Below are 21,476 nucleotides of genomic sequence, written 5' to 3'. Positions count from 1 at the left end.
ACTCTATTTTAATTTTAACTCTAATCCAGAAACTATTAAATACGCTTCATGGCATTCTTTTGCAACCAATTGATTTATTCTACCGCCTATATCTCTAAAATATCTTCCTAAAGCATACGGAGGAACTAATCCCATTCCAACTTCATTAGAAACTACAACCATATCTAATGAACTATTTTTTATAAAATCTATTAATTTTTGAACTTCATTTTCAATCTCTTCCTCAATCTCTTTAACAATATCTTGAGTTATTTTATCCCAGTTGATATCTCTATCCATAATCATAATATTTGTGACTAAATTTGTTAAACAATCTAGTAATACAACTCCATTTAACTCTTTATATTCTTCTAAAATTTTATAAAGATTTTTATATGCCTCTATTGTTATCCAATTTTCTCCTCTTTGAATTTTGTGTAGTCTTACTCTTTCCTTCATCTCTTCATCAAAAGATATCGCTGTAGCTACATAAATCTTCTCCTTATTCAATTGAAAAACTTTTTTTTCAGCAAATGAACTTTTCCCACTTCTTGCTCCACCAGTTACATAAATTATTTTCCCCAAGCATCTCACCTTTTATCCCTTTATAATACTTTAATAGTATCACAATCTAATCAAAACTTCAACATAACGAAAAAGAGTGCTTAAATATATTAAGCACTCTAACTATTTATTATTATTTTTGGAAATGTCTCTCTAATAATCCTAAGAAAGCTCTTCCGTGTCTAGCTTCATCTTTAGCCATTTCATGAACTGTATCGTGAATTGCATCGAATCCTAATTGTTTAGCTCTCTTAGCAATATCGAATTTTCCTGAAGTTGCTCCATACTCAGCTTCTACTCTTCTCTTTAAGTTCTCTTCTGTAGAATCAGTTACAACTTCTCCTAATAACTCTGCAAATCTTGCAGCGTGACCAGCTTCTTCAAAAGCTATTCTTGTATAAGCTTCTGCTACTTCTGGATATCCTTCTCTATCTGCTACTCTAGCCATTGCTAAGTACATTCCAACTTCCATACACTCTCCGTTGAAGTTTGCTCTTAATCCTTCGATGATCTCTTCATCTCCGCAAGCTAATCCTTCTCCTACTTTGTGCTCAGTTGCCCAAACTCTTCCTGCAGTTTCATCATAAGCAACACATTTATCTAATCCTACCTTACATAAAGGGCAAGCTCCTAAAGCCTCTTCAAATACTTCTCCACATACTGTACATTTTACTTTTGCCATTTTAAATCCTCCTCGATTATTTTCTGTCTATATTTTATATTTTTTTATATTTTTTAAAATTGTTACAATTACTATTTTGTAATTATTACAATTTTGTTCACAAGAATAATATACACCTTTTTTGTGGATATGTCAAACTTTTTTTATTTATTTTTTAAAAAAAAGAAAATTATAAAATATCAGTAGTCATATAGAATACTCACTCTGATATTTATCAAAATTTAATTTATTTTAAATTTTAAAATATTTATAAATAAGGAGGTTTTTATGTTAGTTCGAGTGTTAAGCTCAAGTTATTTAGGAATTGAACCATTTTTAGTTGAAGTCGAAGTTGATGTGACTAATGGTCTTCCTATTTTTAATATAGTTGGTTTAGGTGATGCAACTATATCAGAAAGTCGCGATCGGATAAGGTCAGGAATTAAAAATATGGGTTATTTATTAGATCCTAGAAGAATTGTTGTTAATTTGACTCCTGCTAACATAAGAAAAAAAGGATCACACTTTGATCTACCTATTGCCATTGGAATAATGGTTGGAATGAAATTTCTTTCTGATTATAAAGGTATTTTAAGAGAATATCTACTGATGGGTGAACTTTCTTTAACTGGAGAAGTTAGAAGATCTGAAGGCATAATTAGCGGTGTTTTATTGGCTAAAAGTAAAGGATTTAAAGGAGTTATTATTCCTGAAGAAAATTTAGAAGAAGCTTCAATTATAAAAGATATTGATATTATTGCTGTTAAAAATCTTAGAGATGTTGTTAAATTTATAGAAGAAGGTATTACTCGTAGTAAAAGAGTTGTAAATACAATAAAAAACTTTGAATATACTTTAGATATGTGGGACGTTAAAGGGCAAATAAGAGCTAAAAGAGCACTTGAAATTGCTGCCGCTGGAGGGCATAATATAATAATGATTGGAGCTCCTGGAAGTGGTAAATCTATGTTAGCTAAAAGATTAACTGGCATACTACCACCTATGTCAGAGAGTGAAATTATTGAAACTACTAAAATTTATAGTATTGCCGGTGAACTCAGTGAAAGAGTTCCTATCATCATTAACCGACCATTTAGAGACCCTCATCATACATCTACAACATCCTCTATAATCGGAGGTGGTAGAACACCTAAACCAGGTGAAATAAGTTTAGCTAATAATGGTGTACTATTTTTAGATGAATTTACAGAGTTTGATAGAGTCGTTATTGAAAGTTTAAGAGAACCTTTAGAAGAGAAAAGAATATCTATAACACGAAGCTTAGGAAAAATGGAGTTCCCTGCCAAATTAATCTTTATCGCTGCATGTAATCCATGTTTTTGTGGAAATGGATTTGATGAAGAGTTATGTACATGTACACCTTATGACATTAGAAGGTATACAAAAAAACTTTCAGGTCCTATTATTGATAGAATTGATTTATATGTTGAAATTTACAGGCTCAATGATAAAGAGATTTTAGATGAAGATCGAGGTGATACTTCTCAAATTATCAGAGATCGAGTTATGAAAGCTAGAGAACTTCAAAATATGCGCTTTAATAATAATAAACTTAATCGTGATATGAATAATAACGAAGTTGAAAAATATTGTTCTTTAAATAATGAATGTGAGCAAATAATTAGAACAGCTATTAGAAATTTAAATTTATCCATGAGAACATATCATAAAATTTTAAAAGTTGCTAGAACAATTGCAGATTTAGGAAACTCTTCTAATATTGAAAAGCATCATTTGCTAGAAGCCATTAATTTTAGAAAAAATTAAATAATAAATAATAAAAAAGGAGAAGCAATTTTTTAGAACTACTTCTCCTTTTTAAAGTTATTATCTATTTTTTTCAACTACTACTTTTGCTAAAACACCGTTGATAAACTCATGTGATTTCTCATCACCATATTTTTTTGCTAATTCTACAACTTCGTTAACAACTATCTCAGCTGGAACATCCTCAAATAAAACCTCATATGTCGCTATTTTTAAAAGTGCTTTTTCAACATTTCCAATTCTTTCTAAGCTCCAACCAGTAATATTATTTTTTAATGTTTCTGTAATTTTCTCATCATTTAAAGCCATTCCATTAGAGTATTTTTCAATAAACTCTTTTTCATTTGTATTTAAATTAGTTTCATCTCTTAACATATAACTTGCTAAAGTTTCATCTATCTTTACTTCAGTTAACTCCGATTCAAAAACTATTTTAAATAACTCTTCTCTTGCTACTCTTCTACTCATTATTGTTTCCTTTCTAATCCTTTAATCTATTTAATATTTGTTTTTTTAACTTCTCTTGAAAATCTCTATCTCCTAATTTAAATCCAATAAATGCCAAAAATAATATAAAAATAGTTTTTAGCATTCCATACTCAACTAAAAGAACTCCTATCACTAACCCTAAGATGGCATATAGATATTTCTTAAAATTAAGAATAAAATTTTCAATAATCTTTTCCAACATCATATCTGCTCCTCCTATTCAATTGAGTCTCTTCTAGGTGATAATCTAGAAATTTTTACCTCTATATAATCAACTTTTAAATCTAACTTTTGTTCTAAATTAGTTTTTATCAAATTTTGTATATCTACTGTTTTTGACGATAGATTATTATTTGATATCATATCTAAATTTAATTTAACAAAATATTTGCTTCCTCTATTTCCACACTCTATTTTTAAACCTTTTATATCGCTATCTTTTGACAAAATCTCTCTTATTAAATTTTTTACTGTATCTGTTGAAATATGAACTGATCCATGTTCATTTTTTATAACATAATCTTTTTCTTTGGAAAAATTAGATAATAATTTTAATATTGATATACACATATATATTAAGCATATATTAAAAATAACAACTTTAAATATAAGTGAGCTTGTGTCTATTGTTGAAAAATATTGTGGCATTGTTATATACCCTATTCCTGTTACAGCTATAGTAAATATTCCTATCCATGCAAAGAAAAATATTAACTTTTTTATCAATAAACTCACCCCTGTAAAGAAAGATTAGAGGCGTAATAAAACGCCTCTCTCATATTTTAATTATACAATCTCTATATCCTCATGCTTTTCTTCATACTCATCTGTTAAAATTTTTACATCCTGTACAAATACATTCACTTCTACAACTTTTAATCCAGTCATTGTACTCACTGCTGTTAAAACATTTTTTTGAACATTTTGAGCAACCTCAGAGATTTGATATCCATACTCAACTATAATATATATCTCTACACTGCACTCTTTTTCTCCAACTTCTACTTTAACCCCATTTGTAAGTCTCTTTTTCCCTAGCATTTTACTAACTTCATCTGCTACTCCACCTGCTAATTTATAAACTCCAGAAACATCTTGTGCTGCCTTTGCTGATATCGTCTTTACAACATCATCTGCTATTTTTATATTTCCTAACTCGTTCATAAAAACACCTCCGTAGATATTATACATATATTATTACATTTATTTAAAGTTTTTCCTAGCTATTATTTAATTTTTTTCAAAATTTTCTTCAATAAACTTCGTTGTAACTTTTCCTGCTCTGTATACCTTATTGTCTAGTACCTCTAAATGGAATGGAATTGTTGTATCAATTCCCTCTATAATAAATTCATTTAATGCTCTTTTCATCTTTTCTATGGCTTCTTCTCTAGTGATTCCATGGACAATAAGCTTTCCAATCATAGAATCATAGTATGGAGAAATTTCATATCCTTGATATGAGTGTGAATCTACTCTAACTCCAGGTCCTCCTGGAACAATATAAGTTTCTAATTTTCCTGGTGATGGTAAAAATCCTGCTGTTGTATCTTCAGCATTTATTCTACATTCAATTGCATGTCCAAATAATACAACATCTTCTTGAGATATGTTTATTCTCTCTCCTTCTGCAACTTTGATTTGTAATTTAATAATATCTATTCCCGTTACCATCTCAGTTACTGTATGCTCAACTTGAACTCTTGTATTCATTTCCATAAAATAGAAGTTATCATCTTTATCAACTAAAAATTCTAAAGTTCCTGCTGAATCATAATTAATAGATTTTGCTAATTTTACAGCAGCCTCACCCATTGCTTTTCTAACTTTTGATGGTAATTTATACGATGGTGCTTCCTCTATTAACTTTTGATGTCTTCTTTGAATAGAACAATCTCTTTCTCCCAAGTGAATAACATTTCCATGTTTATCTCCCATAATTTGAATTTCAACGTGTCTTGGGTTTTCAACAAACTTCTCTATATAAACATCTGGATTTCCAAATGCAGACTCTGCTTCTGTTTGAGCAGCGATGATTTTGCTTTCTAACTCTTCTGGAGTTCTAGCTAATCTCATACCTTTTCCACCACCACCTGCAGTAGCTTTTATCATTACTGGATATCCTATTCTTTCTTCTACTTCTTTTCTAGCTTCCTCTATACTTCTTATAATTCCTGTTCCATTTGTTAATGGTACATCATTTTCTATTGCAGTTTTTCTAGCTGTAGCTTTATCACCCATGCTTTCAATAGCTTCTGGACTTGGTCCAATAAATGTTATGTTATGAGTTTGGCATATTCTTGCAAATCTAGCATTTTCAGATAAAAATCCATATCCAGGATGTATTGCATTTGCTCCTGTTATCTCTGCTGCCGCTAATATATTAGGTATTTTTAAATATGACTCTGTACTTAAAGGTCCCCCTATACAAACTGCTTCATCTGCTAATCTAACGTGTAAACTATCTTTATCTGCTTCTGAATAAACAGCAACTGTTTTTATTCCTAACTCTCTTGCTGCTCTTATTATTCTAACAGCGATTTCACCTCTATTAGCAATCAATATCTTTTTAAACATAAAATCCTCCCAATTATCTTGCTGTGGCCTTTACTTTTAATAACACTTTACCGTAGTCAACTACGCCTCCATCTTCTACAGTTATCTCCATTACTTCTCCTCCTACTGTAGACTTTAACGGTGTTTTTAATCCCATTACATAAATATAACCAAGATCTTGTCCTACTTTAATTTTATCACCTATTTTAACTGCATCTTTATAGAAATATTTTCCTATTCCTGTAGAGACTACAGTTTTTATATTCTCCTCTTTTTTACCTGTCTCTTTTGCAGGTTGTGGAGTTTCTTTAGGCATTACAACTTTTGGCTGTGGAGATTTTTTTATTTTTATTTTTAAATTTTCATTTTCCTCATAACTAATTTCAGTTAATCCACATTCACTTAAAACATTAATTAAATCTTCAATTTGAAACTCTTCTTTTTTCATAAGTTCCTCCATCAGTTTTTATCACTTATTTTAACATAATTTAAAAAATCATTCAAGATTACATTACAAGTGTAATTTTATCTTATAACTACACTTTTTTCTCCTAATAACTCCTCTATTTTTCTTATTAATCTAGGAGTTATTTCAATCGTCAGTTTTGAGTTTTTTATCTCTTTATTCCCATTAATATCTATAGCAAAACTTAAAGGAACTTCTCCTTTACTATCTAAAAGTATCTCTTTTAATCTATTGTACTTGTCTTTAGATTTCTCATTAATTAGTATATATATTCTATTTTTTTTATTAAACTCTATTGAATTTAAAGCTTTCATATTTTTCACAACTAATTTTTTATTTTCGTTTCCATTAAAATAATCAACTTGAATACTTCCATCTATTACTACAGCTTTACCTTCAAGTTCTATATTTAAATAATCTTTATATTCTCTTGGAAAAATAATTCCAGAAATTTGATCATAATAATCTTCAATAACAAATGTACACATAGGTTCTTTTGTTTTTTTTGTTAATATTTTTTTCACATCCCTTAGTATACCATAAGTTTTAATTATATGCAGGGAATTTTCTAATTTTATTTCTGAAATTTTGTTCATTTTATACGTTTTTATTAGCCAATCATACTTATCCAAAGGATGTGCACTATAATAAAAACCTAAAAATTCTTTTTCTTTTTCTAATTTTTCATCTGGAGTAAAGTCTGTTACATCAGGTAAAACAAAATTTACCATCTCTGATTTCGCTCCTCCAAAAAGATTCATCTGTTGAATATCATCTTCTTTTATTTTTTTATTAGCATAGTCGATAACTTTCTCAATTGATTCTATTTTTTGCTTACGATTTCCAGGAAGGGAATCTAAAGCTCCAGAATAAACCAGTGCTTCTATATTTTTTTTATTAAGCCCCTGTCCTCTCAATCTATAAATAAAATCTTCATATCTTAAATAATTTCCATTTTTTTCAAATTCAGCTTGAATTTTTTGAGCTAAACTTTCTCCAACATTCTTTATAGCTGCTAGAGAGAATCTAATTCCACCATCTTCTACAGTAAATTTAGATACTGGATTGTTAACATCTGATAACTTTAGCTCTAATTTATGTGCTTTTGCATCCTCTATATAAAATGCAACATTCTCTACATTACTTTTTTCAGATGTCATTATTGAAGCATAATACTCCTCAGGATAAAAATGTTTAAAATATGCTGTCCAATAAGCTATTAAGGCATAAGCTGCTGAATGGGATTTATTAAATCCATATCCTGCAAACTTATCTATTAAGTCAAATATCTCTTCTGCTTTTTCTTTAGAATATCCATTATTTATAGATCTTTTAACAAACTTTTCTCTATTTTCATCCATTATAGAAGCTTGTTTTTTTCCCATTGCTCTTCTTAAAAGATCAGCTTCTCCTAAAGAATAACTAGCCATTATATTAGCTATTTTCATTACCTGTTCTTGATATAAGATAACACCATATGTCTCTTTTAAAACTTTTTCTAAAGTTGGATGGGGATATTTTATCTCTTCCAATCCATTTTTGCAATTTATAAAACTCTCAACCATTCCAGATCCTAATGGTCCAGGACGATAAAGAGCCAATAGTGCTATTACATCTTCAAACCTATTAGGTTTTAATTGAACCAATATTTTTCTTATACCTATTGATTCTAGTTGAAACACTCCTAAACTATCTCCTGACGAAAGCATTTCATATACTGGAGCTTCATTTAATGAAATCTCTTCTAACTTTATATCTTTTCCTTTACTTTCCTTAATATACTCAATAGTTCTCTGAATATTAGTCAAGTTTCTAAGTCCTAGAAAATCCATTTTAAGTAAACCTAACTCTTCTAGTTCTTTCATTTGATACTGCGTCGAAATTTTATGATCCTTATTGTCACTATATAAAGGAACTACTTCCATTAATGGATCTTTAGTTATTACAACTCCAGCGGCATGTATAGAAGCATGTCTAACCTTATTCTCTAATCTTTGCGATAGATTCACTAGGTTTCTAATTTCATTATCCTCTGTATATAACTCTCTAAGTTCAGAATTTGCTTTCAAAGCTTCCTCTAATGTTGAAAATGCAGGTATTAGTTTTGCTATTTTATCAACTTTAGCTAAGTTCACATCTAATACTCTTCCAACATCTCTTAGAGCCGCTCTAGCTTTCATTCTACCAAAAGTTATTATTTGCGCTACTTTATCCTCACCATATTTTTGAGTTACATATTCAATTACTTCTTCTCTTCTCTCCTGACAAATATCTATATCTATATCTGGCATTGATATTCTCTCAGGATTTAAAAATCTTTCAAAAATTAAATTGTATTTTATTGGATCTAAATCTGTTATTTTTAAAGCATAAGCAACTAGACTTCCTGCCGCAGATCCTCTTCCAGGTCCAATTGGTATATTTTTTCCTTTTGCATAAGAGATAAAATCCCATACAACTATAAAGTATTCCTCATAACCCATTTTCAAAATAACATCTAATTCATACTCTACTCTTTTTAAAAGTTCCTCACTTAAACCACTTGGATATCTCTGAGATAATCCTTTATATACAATTTTTCTTAAAAACTCTCCTGGTGTTTTTACACAATTTGGGATTTCATATTTTGGAAACTTTAACTCTCCAAACTCTAAATTTAAATTGCATTTCTCTGCTATCTCTTCAGTTATATCAATAGCGTCAATAAATTCTTCACCTAAAGAATTTATAATTTCCATTCTACTTTTTAAAAATAACTCTTTAGTTTCTATTTTCATTCTATTTGTATCTGAAACCTTAGCTCCAGTTTGAATACAAATAACTAAGTCTTGTAGTACATGATCTCCTTCATAAACATAATGCGTATCATTTGTTGCTACACATTTTAATTCATGTTTTTTAGAATATCTTTGTAACTCTTTATTCAATTCTCTTTGACCTTCAACTCCATTACCTTGAACCTCTAAATAAAAATTTTCTTTACCAAAAATTTCTATATAACTCGTTATTTTTTCATCTATTATTTTCTCTTTTTCATTTTCAAGAATTGCTCTTGAGACTTCTCCCTGCATACATGCTGATAAAGCTATGATACCTTCACTATGCTTCTTTAAAAACTCTTTATCCACACGAGGTCTATAATAAAATCCCTTTAAAAATCCTACTGAAGATATTTTCAAAAGATTTTTATAACCAGTTAGATTTTTAGCTAAAAGTATCAAGTGAAAATTTCTTCCCTCTTTTTTTTCCATTTCAAACTCTGATACATATGCTTCAATACCAATAATCGGTTTGATACCTTTCTTCATAGCACATTTATAAAACTCTATAGCTCCATACATATTCCCATGATCTGTAATAGCTATTGCTTTCATATTTAAACTTTTAGCTCTTTCTAAATACTCCTCTATTCTTCCAACCCCATCTAGGAGACTGTACTCTGTGTGTAAATGTAAATGAACAAAGTTTTTATTCATCTGCTCCTCCTCTTAATGGTTTTTCTACTTTAAAATTTTTATAAAAAACAGCAGTTCCAACTAAATATAAAACTACTGTTAGATAGTATGGAAAATTATATGATATATTTTCCATTAAATATCCTGCTATAATCATACTTATCGCTCTTGTTACATTAGATGACATAGATACTACACTACTCATCAACGCTCTATTTTCATAATCTACGGTCTCCAAAGATATATTTTGAATAAGTGGCTGATTTAAATTCATCAAAGTTGACCTCAATAAAAATGAAACTCCTAATATAAATATACCTTGAGGAAATGCAATTGAGATTAAAAATGGAATTGATAACAGCTGACATATTACAACGGTATTCTCTCTTCCTAATACTTTAGAAATATATGGAACTAATAAACCTCCTATAACTAATCCCAATTGAGATAACCCCATAATAATCCCCACTTTTTCATTATCTATATTTAAAGAAAATTTCAAATATACACTAAAAAATGGAATTACCAATCCTGCTCCAAAACCTATAATTGTATTATAAATAACAAATTTTAAAGCTTGGCCACTCATAACCTCTTTAAAGCCTTTGAAAAAATCTTTGCTTTTCTTATTTTTTATTATCTCTCTATCTTTCAATCCATTTAAAGGATAAAAACTAAATAAAATTAAAAAAGCACAAAATAAATAAACCAATGGAATTGATTTTTCTACTGCAAAAATTTTTCCAAAAGTTTTAATCAATCTTCCAGCACCATAACTAGCACAAACAGTCCCTAAACTCTGACTCACAAAATTCTTACTAAAAACCCTCACTCTCTCTTTTTCCGATGAATTTTCAATTAAAAGTACTCCTATTGAAGAAAATGGAAATCCATATCCTATCCCCATTATTCCAGAAAATAATTTGATTAAAAATGGATTTGTTAAAAAACTTACTCCTAAAATTCCAATACTCATTAAAATTAGTCCCAATGAAATTGTTTTTTTAAAACCAAGTTTTGAACTTAAATAGGCATTTAACATTGATCCTAATGCAATTGATACACTCCCAATTGAGAGTACTTGCCCTACTATCCCTTCACCAAAACCTAAATTTTTAACATGTATTCCTGTAAAAACATTGAATACACCTGAAACTATAGCTGTTGTTATTACATTTATCAAAATAATTCTATCTATTTGTTTCAACTTTATCTCCCCCTAAAATTGACCTAATATATTATACAATATAAATTTATAAAAAAAAATACTTCTAAATATTTATTAGAAGTACAAAAAAATGAAACGACCTTCCGGGGGGGATAGAAGGTCGTCTACAGGGGGGGATTAAATAATACTTTTGTAAGTATAAAATCTTCTTATAATTAAAAAATTATTTCTAACTTTCTAATTATATTTTTTTGACGTAAAGTTTTTTAAAAAAGTTTTATTTTTTTATTTTTTTTCAAAAATATCTATATTTACTTCAACTGTAGTTTTTAATTTATCTAATGCAAATAATTTTTCAACACCCTTTTGTGGACTTCTCCATCTATAAGGAGTCATATTAAATAGATTTTCTATACTTTCTTTTTCTAAAATCTCCGTTTCATACTTTAAATTTATAGTTTCTAAATGCTTAAATATTTTTAAATCCTCTACAGGAGAGTAGAACTCTTTTCTTACAGATTCGTAAACTACCTCTTTTAATTGTAATAGATGATTTTCACCAGTTGAAACAACTATTAATTTTCCACCTTTTTTTAAAGTTCTCATATTTTCTTCTGGTATTATTTTAGCAAACATACAGATTATAAAATCTAATGATTCATCCTCTATTGGTAAAGAACTTGCGCTTGCTACAATCCATTCCATATTTTTATATGACTTTGCTGCTGAAATAACAGCCTCTTTTGAAATATCTATTCCTACAATATTACTATTTATGTTTAGCGCATCTAACTTTTCTTTTAATCTATTTGTATAATATCCCTCTCCACAACCTATATCTAGTATATTTAATTCTTTTTTATTATCTAAGTAATTTTCAACAATTTTATTAACACCATCAGATATTCCTCTGTAATAACCTTTTTCCAAATAATTTTTTCTACTTAAAACCATTTCTTTATTGTCACCAGGAATTTTACTATTTTTCTGATTAGATAATAATAAATTTACATGACCATATTTTGAAATATCAAAGTTATGATTTCCCTCACATATATATTTTCTTTCTATTCTTGTCATTTTTTTATTACAAACTGGACAAATTATCATTTTATCTACCTCACTATTTTTTTCTCTTCTGTATATTATATCATATATTTTATGTTATAATATGTTAAAAAATATTGGTGGTGATTAATTTATGTACGAAAATTTTTTTAATGATTTTATCGTTAATTTTTATGAAAAAATTGAAGATGAATTCGAAATATTAATGAAAAAAGAAAAAACTAAAAAATTATCTGTTGGAAATTTAGAGATAGATGTTATCGATTACTTAGATGACAGTAAAACACCTATTATCGAAACTATAAAAGATGGTGAAACTGGAATTGAAATTTTTCTTAAGAACAAGGAACAAATTCCGTCTCCATATAGTGTAGAAGAAATCTATCATCCATTTTCTTTAGCTGTTTTAGTTGATAAATTAATAAAAAAAAGTAAATATGTGGATATTCTAGAAAATTTTTATGTGCAATCGGAAGAGTTAGCAAAAGATTTTTTAAAGAAACAACAATTAGATTCAATAGATATTGTAGCAGAAGGTTTCGAAATTTTTGCTATTTCTAAAGCTACAGGCACATATAAAATTGCTGAAGGCGTTGTCACAGAAATTCTTTTAATAAATGACAGAGTTTTTGTAAATATAAAAAATGAAGATAACGAAGTAATTACTGCTCATGTTGTTGAATGTAATGCTGCAGATTTAGCAATGCTTTTAAATAATCTTTTAAATAAACAATAACTAAAAAAATGGCGGTAGTTTCTACCGCCATTAATATATAACTTGAAAATCTTTAAATTCTGGTTTGTCTAATATATCTTCATCTATCTCACTAACGCGACTCATAGAGGAACCTATCTTTAAATATTTTTTAAAATTATCTATTATTTTTTCATCTCCCTGAGCAAAAACTTCTACATTATCATTTGATAAATTTTTTACACTGCCAGTAATTCCAAGTCTTGTTGCATTTAAATATGCTGTTATTCTATAACCTACTCCTTGAACTTCACCCTTAATTATAAAATGATATGTTTTCATTTTTACCTCCAAAACTGATATTTATCTAGATAAAATTTCAACAATTTTCAATATTACTTTTACTGATTGTTCCATTGATTCTATTGGAATAAATTCAAATTTACCATGAAAGTTGTGTCCACCTGTGAATATGTTTGGACAAGGTAGCCCTTTAAATGACAGTCTTGCTCCGTCAGTTCCACCTCTAATTGGCTTTATTATTGGTTTTACCCCAACTTCTATCATTGCATTTTTAGCTAAATCTACGATATGATAAACTGGTTCTATCATCTCTCTCATATTATAATAGCTATCTTTTAATGTTAAAATTATCTCTGCATCTTTGTATTTTCCTTGAAGATATTTTACAGCATTTTCAATTAGTTCCTTCTTTTCTAAGAACTTCTCTTTTGAATGATCTCTTATTATATAATCTATCTCTGTTGTTTCTATTGTTCCTTTAAAATTAGTTAATAAAAAGAACCCTTCATACCCTTCTGTATATTCAGGTCTTTCATTAGCTGGCAACATATCATTTAGTTCCATTGCTAATAACATCGCATTTATCATCTTATTTTTTGAAGCTCCTGGATGAATATCTCTTCCTTTGATTACTATATTTGCTGATGCGGCATTGAAGTTTTCAAACTCTAATTCTCCAACTTCTCCTCCATCAATTGTATAAGCAAACTTTGCTCCAAACTTTTCTACATCAAATAAATTTGCACCTCTTCCTATCTCTTCATCAGGAGTTATTCCTATTTTAATTTCTCCATGCTCAATAGTTGGATTCTCTTTTAAATATTTTAATGCTGTCATTATTTCAACTATACCAGCTTTATCATCTGCTCCTAAAAGCGTTGTTCCATCTGTTACAATTAATTTTTGATTTACATATTTTTTTAATTCTGGAAAATCTTTTACTGTCATTGATATATTTAAATCACTATTTAGTATAATATCATTACCATCATAGTTATCTATAATTCTTGGCTTTATATCATTACCATTAAATGATGGTGCTGTATCCATATGTGCTATAAATCCTATTGTTGGAATATCTTTTTGTGTATTTGATGGTAGTGTCCCCATAATATATCCATTTTCATCTAATGATATATCTACTAAACCAATCTCTTCTAAATCTTTAACTATAATCTTAGCTAAATTCCATTGAATCTCACTACTTGGACACGATTGACTTTTTGAATCTGATGTCGTATCAATTTTAACATATTGTAAAAACTTCTCTACTAAAAAACTCATTTTTCCTCCCAAAATTTACTTAAAATTATTTAACCCATATATAAATTAACATAATTTATTTGAAAAAAATAGTCTATTTTGCAAATTTATCAAAAATATGTTAACATCTTATGTAAAATAAATTTTGTGAGGTTTAAATTTGAGATTAGAAAAATATTTAGTTCAATGTGGTGTTGCTAGTAGAAAAAAAATTAAAACTGCAATTGCTCAAGGAAGAGTTACTGTTAATGGGAATATTGAAGTTAACGATGCTACTGATGTTGAATGGGGAGAAGATATTATTACTTTTGATGGAATAATTCCAGAAAAAAAGCAGCTAAAATACTATATTATGTATAAAATAGCAGGATATATAACTGCCATGGAAGATGAAAATAAAAAAACTGTTGCTGAACTTTTACCTGAATATATTGATAAAAATTCTGTTTTCCCTGTAGGACGACTTGATCGTGATACTGAAGGGGTTTTATTATTTACAAGTGATGGTGATTTAAGTCATGCTATGGCTCATCCAGATAGAAATATGGAAAAAACATACTATGTTGAACTAGATAAAGAAATTTCCCAAGAAGATATTATTGCTTTAGAGCAAGGTGTCATTCTAGATACCAACTATGCTGCACTTCCAGGTAAAGTGGAATATTTAAATTCTAAATGTATTCATTTGACTATTACAGAAGGAAAGTATCATCAAGTAAAAAAAATGTTAAAAGCTGTTAAAAATAAAGTTATCTACCTTAAAAGAGTAAAGTTTGGTAATTTAACTCTTGATGGAATGATTCCTGGTGAAGTTAAAGAGATTAAAAGAGAAGATATTATTATATAAAAAAGATGCTGAAAAATTTTTCAGCATCTTTTTTTATCCAATTACTAAATAAGTTACAAAAGTAGAAAGAGCTAATACAAATCCTATTGCCGATTCATAAGGAATTAATTTTAATCTTTCTTCTAATTTTGTATTACTAGCTCCACCTGTACTATGGAAAAATGATCCATGAGGTAGGTGATCTAAAACTGTAGCTCCTGAGTTTACCATTGCAGCTCCCCAAACAGCACTTACTCCAGCTGCTAATATTACTCCTGAAAATGTTGCTGATGCTATTGTTGCTCCAGCTGTTGTTGATGCTGTGGCTCCAGACATTAATGCTCCAGCTATTGGTGCTATTAATTGTTCACTAATATTTGCTTTTCCTAAAACAGATAGTATAACATCTTTTAATGTTGAGTTTTTTATTATTCCAGCAACTGTTCCAGTTCCTATTAAAAGAATAGCTACTCCTGACATCTTTTGTAACCCATATTCCATAGATTCTTTTAACTTTGAAGTTTTACCCATTGCTACAATTCCAACTAATCCTCCAACTGGTAATGCTATTAAAGGATCTATATTAATTCCTGCTATTGGTCTTAAAGCTAGTAAACTTATAGTTATAATTGGCCCTATTATACTTCCAAAAAAACTTGGTAAATTTTCTCCACTACCTTGTTCAATTTCACTTTCTAAAACTTTTTCACCCTTTTCAACTAAAAGTTTAGCTATTAAAATTGTTGCAAATAATCCAACTATTGCCGGAATTATATTTACCCACATTACAGATGGAAGAGGTGCTCCAAAATTTTCCGCAGCTGCTATTGTATTTGGATTTGGTGATATTATATTCCCTGATTTTCCTCCACCTATCATTGCACATAGCATTGCCATTTTAGATATTTTTAATCTTTTTGCAATAGCTAAAGCTATTGGTGATACAGTTATTACTGCTACATCTATAAATACTCCTATTGCTGTTAAAATAAGTGCTGATAAAGCTAATGCAAATATTGCTCTCTTTTCTCCTAAAGTATCTATTATTGTTTCAGCTATTTTTGTAGCTGCTTCTGTTTTTATTAGTATTCCTGCTAAGATACCAGCTGTTAAAATTCTAACTATTGCTGGTGTTACATCCTTTACTCCACTAACCATTAAGTTTACTGTTTCTGGAAGAGATACTCCTCCAGCTAATCCTCCTATTATAGCACCTAAAATTAAACTATAAGCCGGATTAGCTTTTCTCATTATCAATATTATAGCTATTATTAATCCCAATACTGCTCCAAATGCTGTCATTTCTTGCCTCCTATTTTATTTTGAGTATTTTTTCTCACAAACTTTTATCAATCTAAATATTTCCTCAGTATTTCCTTTTACAAACTTTTCAGCTGTCTCTTTTTTCATAGCTTCCTCTAAAGTTATTGGATAATTTATTATTGAGAAGAAACTATCTATTCCTTTTTCGTGAGTTTGTACTGCATCATCTGTTAATCCTCCTGCTAAAGCTATTACAGGAATATCAAATTTTTTAGCTATTTTTGCAACTCCCACTGGTGCTTTTCCCATAGCTGTCTGATGATCTAATCTACCTTCTCCTGTTATAACAAAATCAGCATCTTTTAATTCTTTTTCTAAGCCTACTTTTTCTAATATCATATCTATTCCTGGTGACAATTTACCATTTAAGAAAGCTACTAAACCTCCTCCTAATCCACCTGCTGCTCCAGCTCCTGAAAGATTTGAAACATCTATATCCAACTCTTTCTTTATTACTTCTGATAAATCTTTTAATCCTTTATCTAGCTCTTTAACCATATCTTCAGTGGCACCCTTTTGTCTTGAGTAAATCTCTGCAGCTCCTTTTGGACCATAGAACGGATTATCAACATCACATGCCACTAAAAATCTACAATCTTTTAATTCAGGTAAACTCTTTGTCGAATCTATATATCTTACTTTAGATAAAATCTCTCCTCCAAATCCTAATTCTTTTTTATTTTCATCTAAAAATTTGTAACCTAAAGCTTGTAACATACCAAGTCCAGCATCATTTGTAGCACTTCCACCTATTCCAACTATAAATTCACGACATCCCTTTAATATTGCATCTTTTATTAACTCTCCTGTCCCATAAGTAGTTGTCTTCATAGGATTTCTTTTTTCCACTGGTATTAATGGCAGTCCTGATGCTTCTGCCATCTCAATTACCGCAGTTTTTCCATCTCCCATTATTCCATATCTAGCTTCAATTTTTTCCATAAGAGGATTATTTACTGTTACTGTTACAAATTTTCCTTTCGTTCCTTCAACTAAAGAAGCTACTGTTCCCTCTCCTCCATCAGCGATTGGTACCTTTATTACTTCAGCCTCTGGGTATACTCTTTTTACTCCAACTTCTATTGCTTGTCCAAGTTCATAAGAGCTTAAACTTCCTTTAAACGAATCTATAGCTACTACTACTTTCATAACTCCTCCTATAAATATTTTTAGTTATTTTACTTATTTTAGTATAGATATCCTTTTTTTTCAACACTATTTTAAAATAAAAAAGTGTTGAGAATACTCAACACTAGATAATTATCTTTTCTGTTACACTTTTATTTTCTTTTAGGTAACTAGCTAAATAAACAAATGGTGTATCCATTGTAGCTACTATAACTTTCATAACATAAGTTACTAAAAATATCTCTACTAAAACTTCAACTGGATAAACTCCTGCAAAAGCTATTGTTGTAAAAATAAGATTATCAATTAGTTGGCTTACTAAAGTACTAAAATTATTTCTTATCCATATATGTTTCTTTGCTGGAAACCTATTTTTCCAAAACTTATAAGCCCAAACATCATGTCTTTGTGAAACACCATAAGCTACTAATCCTGCAAAAAGTATTCTAGGCATAAAATCAAATATCATTTTTAAACTTTTAAAATTTTCTGCACCTGCTTGAACTGTACTTGGAACAAAAGATACTGCTAATTTCATTATTACTGCAGTTACAATCATACTTACAAACCCCAATTTAACAGCACTTTTTGCTTCTTCTTCACCATAATTTTCAGATAGAATATCTGTCACTAAAAATCCACCTGCATACATTATATTTCCTAAAGTCGTTTCAAATCCAAAAAGGTTTACTAAAAGCACAACCTGGATATTTGCTAATATACTACTAATTGGAACCCAAATAAAAAGTCCTAACTTTCCAAATTTTTTATATATAAAAATTATGCTAAAAAAATTAACAAAAAGCATTACTATCCATAAAATTTCATTTCTCATAATTATCTCCTTTTTAAAATTATTGTTCAAAAACTCCTAAATCTTTATTATCAATTAATAGTTCCACTCTTGGATCTTCTTGTAGTTGATTATAATTTTCTACAAACCACTTTACAAGCTCTTCATCTCTTTCAACTTCAGTTCCATTATTTATAAATATATTTACAGTTATACTTTTAAAATACTTCAAGCCAAGTTCAATATCTTTTTTTATCATCTCTTTTGTTTGACCTTTTACACAAATTAAAAGACACACTGAGTATAATTTTTTACTTAACTCTTCTATTTCTAGTGTATCTATTTTAAAGTTTTTTCCATATGAGTTTATTCTAAAATTATTGTCAAATGTCTCCATTCCCATTCTAAATCTTATATCTATACCTTTGAAAAACTCTCTAATTTCATCTAATCTATTTTTATATCCATAATAAATCTCAAAATATAACAATTTTATATTTTTATTATGAACAACTTCTCTAATTCTTTCTAATGTTTTTATAGGTAACTCAAATACTGAACCTGAATTTATTACCTCTAAAGCTCCAAACTCTCCCGTAACCTCTTGTAAAGTTTCTAAATTAACTTTATCTATTTCTAATTCATCCGTTGAATTATCCTCTATATAATTACAAAACTTACATTTTCCATATTTACATGGAAAACTTTTTAATAAGACTATCTCTCTTTTATTTTTATTTTCTATTTTACTATACCTAATTCCCATTTTCTTCTCCTAATTTTATTTTTAAATAAAAAAAGAGCAGGAAACTCCTGCTCAAATTTAAAAAAAGGGTACAACTCTCCCTTGTATTTTAATATTTTAAGCCTAGTTTTTTTAAGATGGAGGTTTCCGAACATCTACCATATAAATTATGGATTTATATTTATTTTACTCTTAATTCTATCATAGTTTTAAAATAAAATCAATTCTATAAAATCAAAAAAGAGACTGTACTAATTAAAATACAGTCTCTAAAATATTAGTTGTTAAATTTTGGTGCTGCTTCCTCTTTTATCATATCTATAAAGTTTTCTAATGACATAGATTCTTGATTTTGAGAACCAAATCTTCTTACATTTACTTCTCTATTTTCTACTTCATTTTTTCCAATTATTAATTGAACTGGAACTTTATATCTTCCATTAGCTTCTCTAATTTTATATCCAATAGATTCTGCTCTTGTATCTATCTCTGCTCTTATTCCAGATTCTTTTAACATATCTACAACTTCTTGTGCATAAGGAGCAACTTCATCATTTATAGTTAATACTTTAACTTGACAAGGTGCTAACCAAGTTGGGAATGCTCCTGCATAATGCTCTATTAAGATTCCCATGAATCTTTCTAAAGATCCATAAACAACTCTATGAATCATTACTGGTCTATGCTTTTCTCCATCTTCTCCAACATAAGAGATATCAAATCTCTCTGGTAAGTTAAAGTCTAGTTGAATAGTTCCACACTGCCAAGTTCTTCCTATAGCATCCTTAATTTTAAAGTCTAATTTTGGTCCGTAGAATGCTCCATCTCCTGGATTTAATTTATAATCTCTTCCAAGTCTCTTTAAAGCTCCCTCTAATGCAGATTCAGCTTTATCCCAAATCTCTTGAGATCCAATAGCTTTTTCAGGTCTTGTTGATAACTCAATTGCATATTCAAACCCAAATAATCCTCTATAGAACTTATCTATTAAGTTTACTACTCCTATAATTTCATCTTCTATTTGCTCAGGAGTCATAAAGATGTGAGCATCATCTTGAGTAAAGTTTCTTACTCTCATTAATCCATGAAGAGCTCCTGAAAACTCATGTCTATGAACAATTCCTAACTCTCCTGCTCTTATTGGTAAATCTTTATATGAATGCATTCCATGCTTATATACTAAAACTCCACCTGGACAGTTCATTGGTTTTATAGCAAATTCTGTCTCATCAATTTCTGATGTATACATATTTTCTCTATAATTCATCCAGTGTCCTGAAGTTTCCCACAACTCTTTATTTAGCATTATTGGAGTTTGAATCATCTCGTATCCAGCTTTTTCATGCTCTCTTCTCCATAAATCTGTTAAAACATTTCTCATCTTCATTCCGTTTGGTAAGAAGAATGGGAATCCTGGTCCAAAATCACTTGTAAAGAATAACTCTAGCTCTCTTCCTAACTTTCTGTGATCTCTTTTCTCAGCTTCTTCTAAAAACTTTAGATGTGCTTTTAATTGAGGCTCAGTTGCAAATGCAAATCCATAGATTCTTTGTAACATTTTGTTATTAGAATCTCCTCTCCAGTAAGCTCCAGCCACTGACTTTAATTTAAAAGCTTTTAAGTATGATGTAGACGGTACGTGTGGTCCTCTACATAAATCAATGAAATCTCCCTGTTTATAAAATGTTAACATCTCATTAGCTGGAATGCTTTCAATAATTTCAACTTTATAAGTTTCACCAAGATTTTTAAAATGTTCTATAGCTTCATCTCTAGTCATCTCAATTCTTTCAACTTTTATATTTTCTTTTGTAATTTTCTTCATTTCAGCTTCGATTCTTTCTAAATCTTCATCTGTAAATTGATTTTCAGGATCAAAGTCATAATAGAATCCATTCTCTATTGCTGGACCTATTGCTACTTTAGTTCCTGGGAAAAGTCTAATAACTGCTTGTGCTAATAAGTGCGCAGTTGAATGCTTTATTATCTCTTCTCCCTCTTCAGTTTCAGGAGTTATTATTTCAACATGAGCATCTCTATCTAGTACATAGCTCATATCAACTTCCTTTCCATCTACTTTTGCTCCAACAGCTTTTTTAGCTAAAGAGTTACTAATTGACTTTGCAACTTCAAACATATTTACACTGTTTTCAAACTCTTTTATATCTCCACTTGGTAATATTACTTTCATGTTTTTCTCCTTTTCT

At 29.1% G+C, this 21,476-nt stretch carries 21 protein-coding genes; 3 read left to right on the top strand and 18 right to left on the bottom strand.

Features of this window, described 5'->3' with window-relative positions:
* Positions 1-3: 3 nt before the first annotated feature.
* A complete protein-coding gene (gene cobU / locus HMPREF0202_RS00735; RefSeq protein WP_023051560.1) occupies positions 4-564 on the bottom strand; it encodes a bifunctional adenosylcobinamide kinase/adenosylcobinamide-phosphate guanylyltransferase in 561 nt (186 codons plus the stop codon).
* A 112-nt stretch (positions 565-676) separates the two neighbouring features.
* Entirely contained in the window at positions 677-1,225 is a 549-nt protein-coding gene (locus tag HMPREF0202_RS00730) for a ferritin-like domain-containing protein (protein ID WP_023051559.1), read from the bottom strand.
* 267 nt (positions 1,226-1,492) lie between these two features.
* Between HMPREF0202_RS00730 and HMPREF0202_RS00725 the strand changes: the two genes are divergently transcribed.
* Positions 1,493-2,992: a YifB family Mg chelatase-like AAA ATPase gene (locus HMPREF0202_RS00725; protein ID WP_023051558.1), complete on the top strand. Its 1,500-nt coding sequence runs from the start codon at positions 1,493-1,495 to the stop codon at positions 2,990-2,992.
* A 60-nt stretch (positions 2,993-3,052) separates the two neighbouring features.
* On the opposite strand, the gene nusB is transcribed toward HMPREF0202_RS00725, so the two are convergent.
* The 9 genes from nusB to HMPREF0202_RS00680 form a co-directional block, all read right to left on the bottom strand.
* Positions 3,053-3,460 (bottom strand): transcription antitermination factor NusB, encoded by a 408-nt coding sequence (gene nusB, locus HMPREF0202_RS00720; RefSeq protein ID WP_023051557.1) that lies wholly within the window; start codon positions 3,458-3,460, stop codon positions 3,053-3,055.
* Positions 3,461-3,473: 13 nt separating this feature from the next.
* Complete coding sequence (locus tag HMPREF0202_RS00715; protein WP_040405964.1) at positions 3,474-3,686, bottom strand: DUF2273 domain-containing protein; 213 nt, start codon at positions 3,684-3,686, stop codon at positions 3,474-3,476.
* Positions 3,687-3,697: 11 nt separating this feature from the next.
* A complete protein-coding gene (gene amaP, locus HMPREF0202_RS00710; RefSeq protein WP_040405962.1) occupies positions 3,698-4,207 on the bottom strand; it encodes an alkaline shock response membrane anchor protein AmaP in 510 nt (169 codons plus the stop codon).
* A 60-nt stretch (positions 4,208-4,267) separates the two neighbouring features.
* Positions 4,268-4,645, bottom strand: coding sequence for an Asp23/Gls24 family envelope stress response protein (locus HMPREF0202_RS00705; RefSeq protein WP_040405960.1), 378 nt, complete (start codon positions 4,643-4,645; stop codon positions 4,268-4,270).
* Positions 4,646-4,711: 66 nt separating this feature from the next.
* A complete protein-coding gene (accC, locus tag HMPREF0202_RS00700; RefSeq protein WP_023051553.1) occupies positions 4,712-6,058 on the bottom strand; it encodes an acetyl-CoA carboxylase biotin carboxylase subunit in 1,347 nt (448 codons plus the stop codon).
* Positions 6,059-6,071: 13 nt separating this feature from the next.
* On the bottom strand, positions 6,072-6,485 hold the full coding sequence (locus HMPREF0202_RS00695; protein ID WP_040405958.1) for an acetyl-CoA carboxylase biotin carboxyl carrier protein: 414 nt from the start codon (positions 6,483-6,485) through the stop codon (positions 6,072-6,074).
* Between the two features lie 77 nt (positions 6,486-6,562).
* Positions 6,563-9,979, bottom strand: coding sequence for a DNA polymerase III subunit alpha (locus HMPREF0202_RS00690; RefSeq protein WP_023051551.1), 3,417 nt, complete (start codon positions 9,977-9,979; stop codon positions 6,563-6,565).
* A complete protein-coding gene (locus HMPREF0202_RS00685; protein WP_023051550.1) occupies positions 9,972-11,165 on the bottom strand; it encodes an MFS transporter in 1,194 nt (397 codons plus the stop codon). The genes HMPREF0202_RS00690 and HMPREF0202_RS00685 overlap by 8 nt, the downstream gene beginning before the upstream one ends.
* Positions 11,166-11,411: 246 nt before the next feature.
* Positions 11,412-12,236: a methyltransferase domain-containing protein gene (locus HMPREF0202_RS00680; protein ID WP_023051549.1), complete on the bottom strand. Its 825-nt coding sequence runs from the start codon at positions 12,234-12,236 to the stop codon at positions 11,412-11,414.
* A 91-nt stretch (positions 12,237-12,327) separates the two neighbouring features.
* Here HMPREF0202_RS00680 and HMPREF0202_RS00675 point away from each other — a divergent pair, with 91 nt between their 5' ends.
* The gene (locus HMPREF0202_RS00675) at positions 12,328-12,930 is read left to right on the top strand and encodes a hypothetical protein (RefSeq protein ID WP_023051548.1); all 603 of its coding nucleotides are present in this window, start codon (positions 12,328-12,330) and stop codon (positions 12,928-12,930) included.
* A 30-nt stretch (positions 12,931-12,960) separates the two neighbouring features.
* Here the strand turns inward: HMPREF0202_RS00675 and HMPREF0202_RS00670 are convergent, their stop codons facing one another.
* Positions 12,961-13,230, bottom strand: coding sequence for an acylphosphatase (locus HMPREF0202_RS00670; protein ID WP_023051547.1), 270 nt, complete (start codon positions 13,228-13,230; stop codon positions 12,961-12,963).
* A 21-nt stretch (positions 13,231-13,251) separates the two neighbouring features.
* The gene (gene pepT / locus HMPREF0202_RS00665) at positions 13,252-14,475 is read right to left on the bottom strand and encodes a peptidase T (protein ID WP_023051546.1); all 1,224 of its coding nucleotides are present in this window, start codon (positions 14,473-14,475) and stop codon (positions 13,252-13,254) included.
* 139 nt (positions 14,476-14,614) lie between these two features.
* On the opposite strand from pepT, the gene HMPREF0202_RS00660 reads away from it, so the two are divergent.
* Complete coding sequence (locus tag HMPREF0202_RS00660; RefSeq protein ID WP_023051545.1) at positions 14,615-15,301, top strand: pseudouridine synthase; 687 nt, start codon at positions 14,615-14,617, stop codon at positions 15,299-15,301.
* Between the two features lie 33 nt (positions 15,302-15,334).
* Here HMPREF0202_RS00660 and HMPREF0202_RS00655 read toward each other — a convergent pair whose 3' ends face one another.
* The 5 genes from HMPREF0202_RS00655 to thrS form a co-directional block, all read right to left on the bottom strand.
* On the bottom strand, positions 15,335-16,582 hold the full coding sequence (locus HMPREF0202_RS00655; protein ID WP_023051544.1) for a GntP family permease: 1,248 nt from the start codon (positions 16,580-16,582) through the stop codon (positions 15,335-15,337).
* Between the two features lie 15 nt (positions 16,583-16,597).
* Positions 16,598-17,752, bottom strand: a complete 1,155-nt coding sequence (locus HMPREF0202_RS00650; protein ID WP_023051543.1) for a glycerate kinase family protein — start codon at positions 17,750-17,752, stop codon at positions 16,598-16,600.
* Positions 17,753-17,855: 103 nt separating this feature from the next.
* The gene (locus tag HMPREF0202_RS00645; protein ID WP_370523838.1) at positions 17,856-18,569 is read right to left on the bottom strand and encodes a queuosine precursor transporter; all 714 of its coding nucleotides are present in this window, start codon (positions 18,567-18,569) and stop codon (positions 17,856-17,858) included.
* Positions 18,570-18,585: 16 nt separating this feature from the next.
* Complete coding sequence (locus HMPREF0202_RS00640) at positions 18,586-19,290, bottom strand: hypothetical protein (RefSeq protein WP_023051541.1); 705 nt, start codon at positions 19,288-19,290, stop codon at positions 18,586-18,588.
* Positions 19,291-19,546: 256 nt separating this feature from the next.
* A complete protein-coding gene (gene thrS / locus HMPREF0202_RS00635; RefSeq protein WP_023051539.1) occupies positions 19,547-21,460 on the bottom strand; it encodes a threonine--tRNA ligase in 1,914 nt (637 codons plus the stop codon).
* Positions 21,461-21,476: the final 16 nt, after the last annotated feature.

This window comes from Cetobacterium somerae ATCC BAA-474, assembly GCF_000479045.1.
GTDB lineage: Bacteria > Fusobacteriota > Fusobacteriia > Fusobacteriales > Fusobacteriaceae > Cetobacterium_A > Cetobacterium_A somerae.
The sequence above is the reverse complement of the archived record's forward strand: the minus strand, read 5'-3'. Positions and strand labels throughout refer to the sequence as shown.

Excerpts from the sequence above, each read along its gene's own strand:
- HMPREF0202_RS00730 (WP_023051559.1), bottom strand. The coding sequence starts at position 1,225 with ATGGCAAAAGTAAAATGTACAGTATGTGGAGAAGTATTTGAAGAGGCT.
- HMPREF0202_RS00725 (WP_023051558.1), top strand. The coding sequence starts at position 1,493 with ATGTTAGTTCGAGTGTTAAGCTCAAGTTATTTAGGAATTGAACCATTT.
- nusB (WP_023051557.1), bottom strand. The coding sequence starts at position 3,460 with ATGAGTAGAAGAGTAGCAAGAGAAGAGTTATTTAAAATAGTTTTTGAA.
- HMPREF0202_RS00715 (WP_040405964.1), bottom strand. The coding sequence starts at position 3,686 with ATGATGTTGGAAAAGATTATTGAAAATTTTATTCTTAATTTTAAGAAA.
- HMPREF0202_RS00705 (WP_040405960.1), bottom strand. The coding sequence starts at position 4,645 with ATGAACGAGTTAGGAAATATAAAAATAGCAGATGATGTTGTAAAGACG.
- accC (WP_023051553.1), bottom strand. The coding sequence starts at position 6,058 with ATGTTTAAAAAGATATTGATTGCTAATAGAGGTGAAATCGCTGTTAGA.
- HMPREF0202_RS00695 (WP_040405958.1), bottom strand. The coding sequence starts at position 6,485 with ATGAAAAAAGAAGAGTTTCAAATTGAAGATTTAATTAATGTTTTAAGT.
- HMPREF0202_RS00690 (WP_023051551.1), bottom strand. The coding sequence starts at position 9,979 with ATGAATAAAAACTTTGTTCATTTACATTTACACACAGAGTACAGTCTC.
- HMPREF0202_RS00680 (WP_023051549.1), bottom strand. The coding sequence starts at position 12,236 with ATGATAATTTGTCCAGTTTGTAATAAAAAAATGACAAGAATAGAAAGA.
- HMPREF0202_RS00675 (WP_023051548.1), top strand. The coding sequence starts at position 12,328 with ATGTACGAAAATTTTTTTAATGATTTTATCGTTAATTTTTATGAAAAA.
- HMPREF0202_RS00670 (WP_023051547.1), bottom strand. The coding sequence starts at position 13,230 with ATGAAAACATATCATTTTATAATTAAGGGTGAAGTTCAAGGAGTAGGT.
- pepT (WP_023051546.1), bottom strand. The coding sequence starts at position 14,475 with ATGAGTTTTTTAGTAGAGAAGTTTTTACAATATGTTAAAATTGATACG.
- HMPREF0202_RS00655 (WP_023051544.1), bottom strand. The coding sequence starts at position 16,582 with ATGACAGCATTTGGAGCAGTATTGGGATTAATAATAGCTATAATATTG.
- HMPREF0202_RS00650 (WP_023051543.1), bottom strand. The coding sequence starts at position 17,752 with ATGAAAGTAGTAGTAGCTATAGATTCGTTTAAAGGAAGTTTAAGCTCT.
- HMPREF0202_RS00640 (WP_023051541.1), bottom strand. The coding sequence starts at position 19,290 with ATGGGAATTAGGTATAGTAAAATAGAAAATAAAAATAAAAGAGAGATA.
- thrS (WP_023051539.1), bottom strand. The coding sequence starts at position 21,460 with ATGAAAGTAATATTACCAAGTGGAGATATAAAAGAGTTTGAAAACAGT.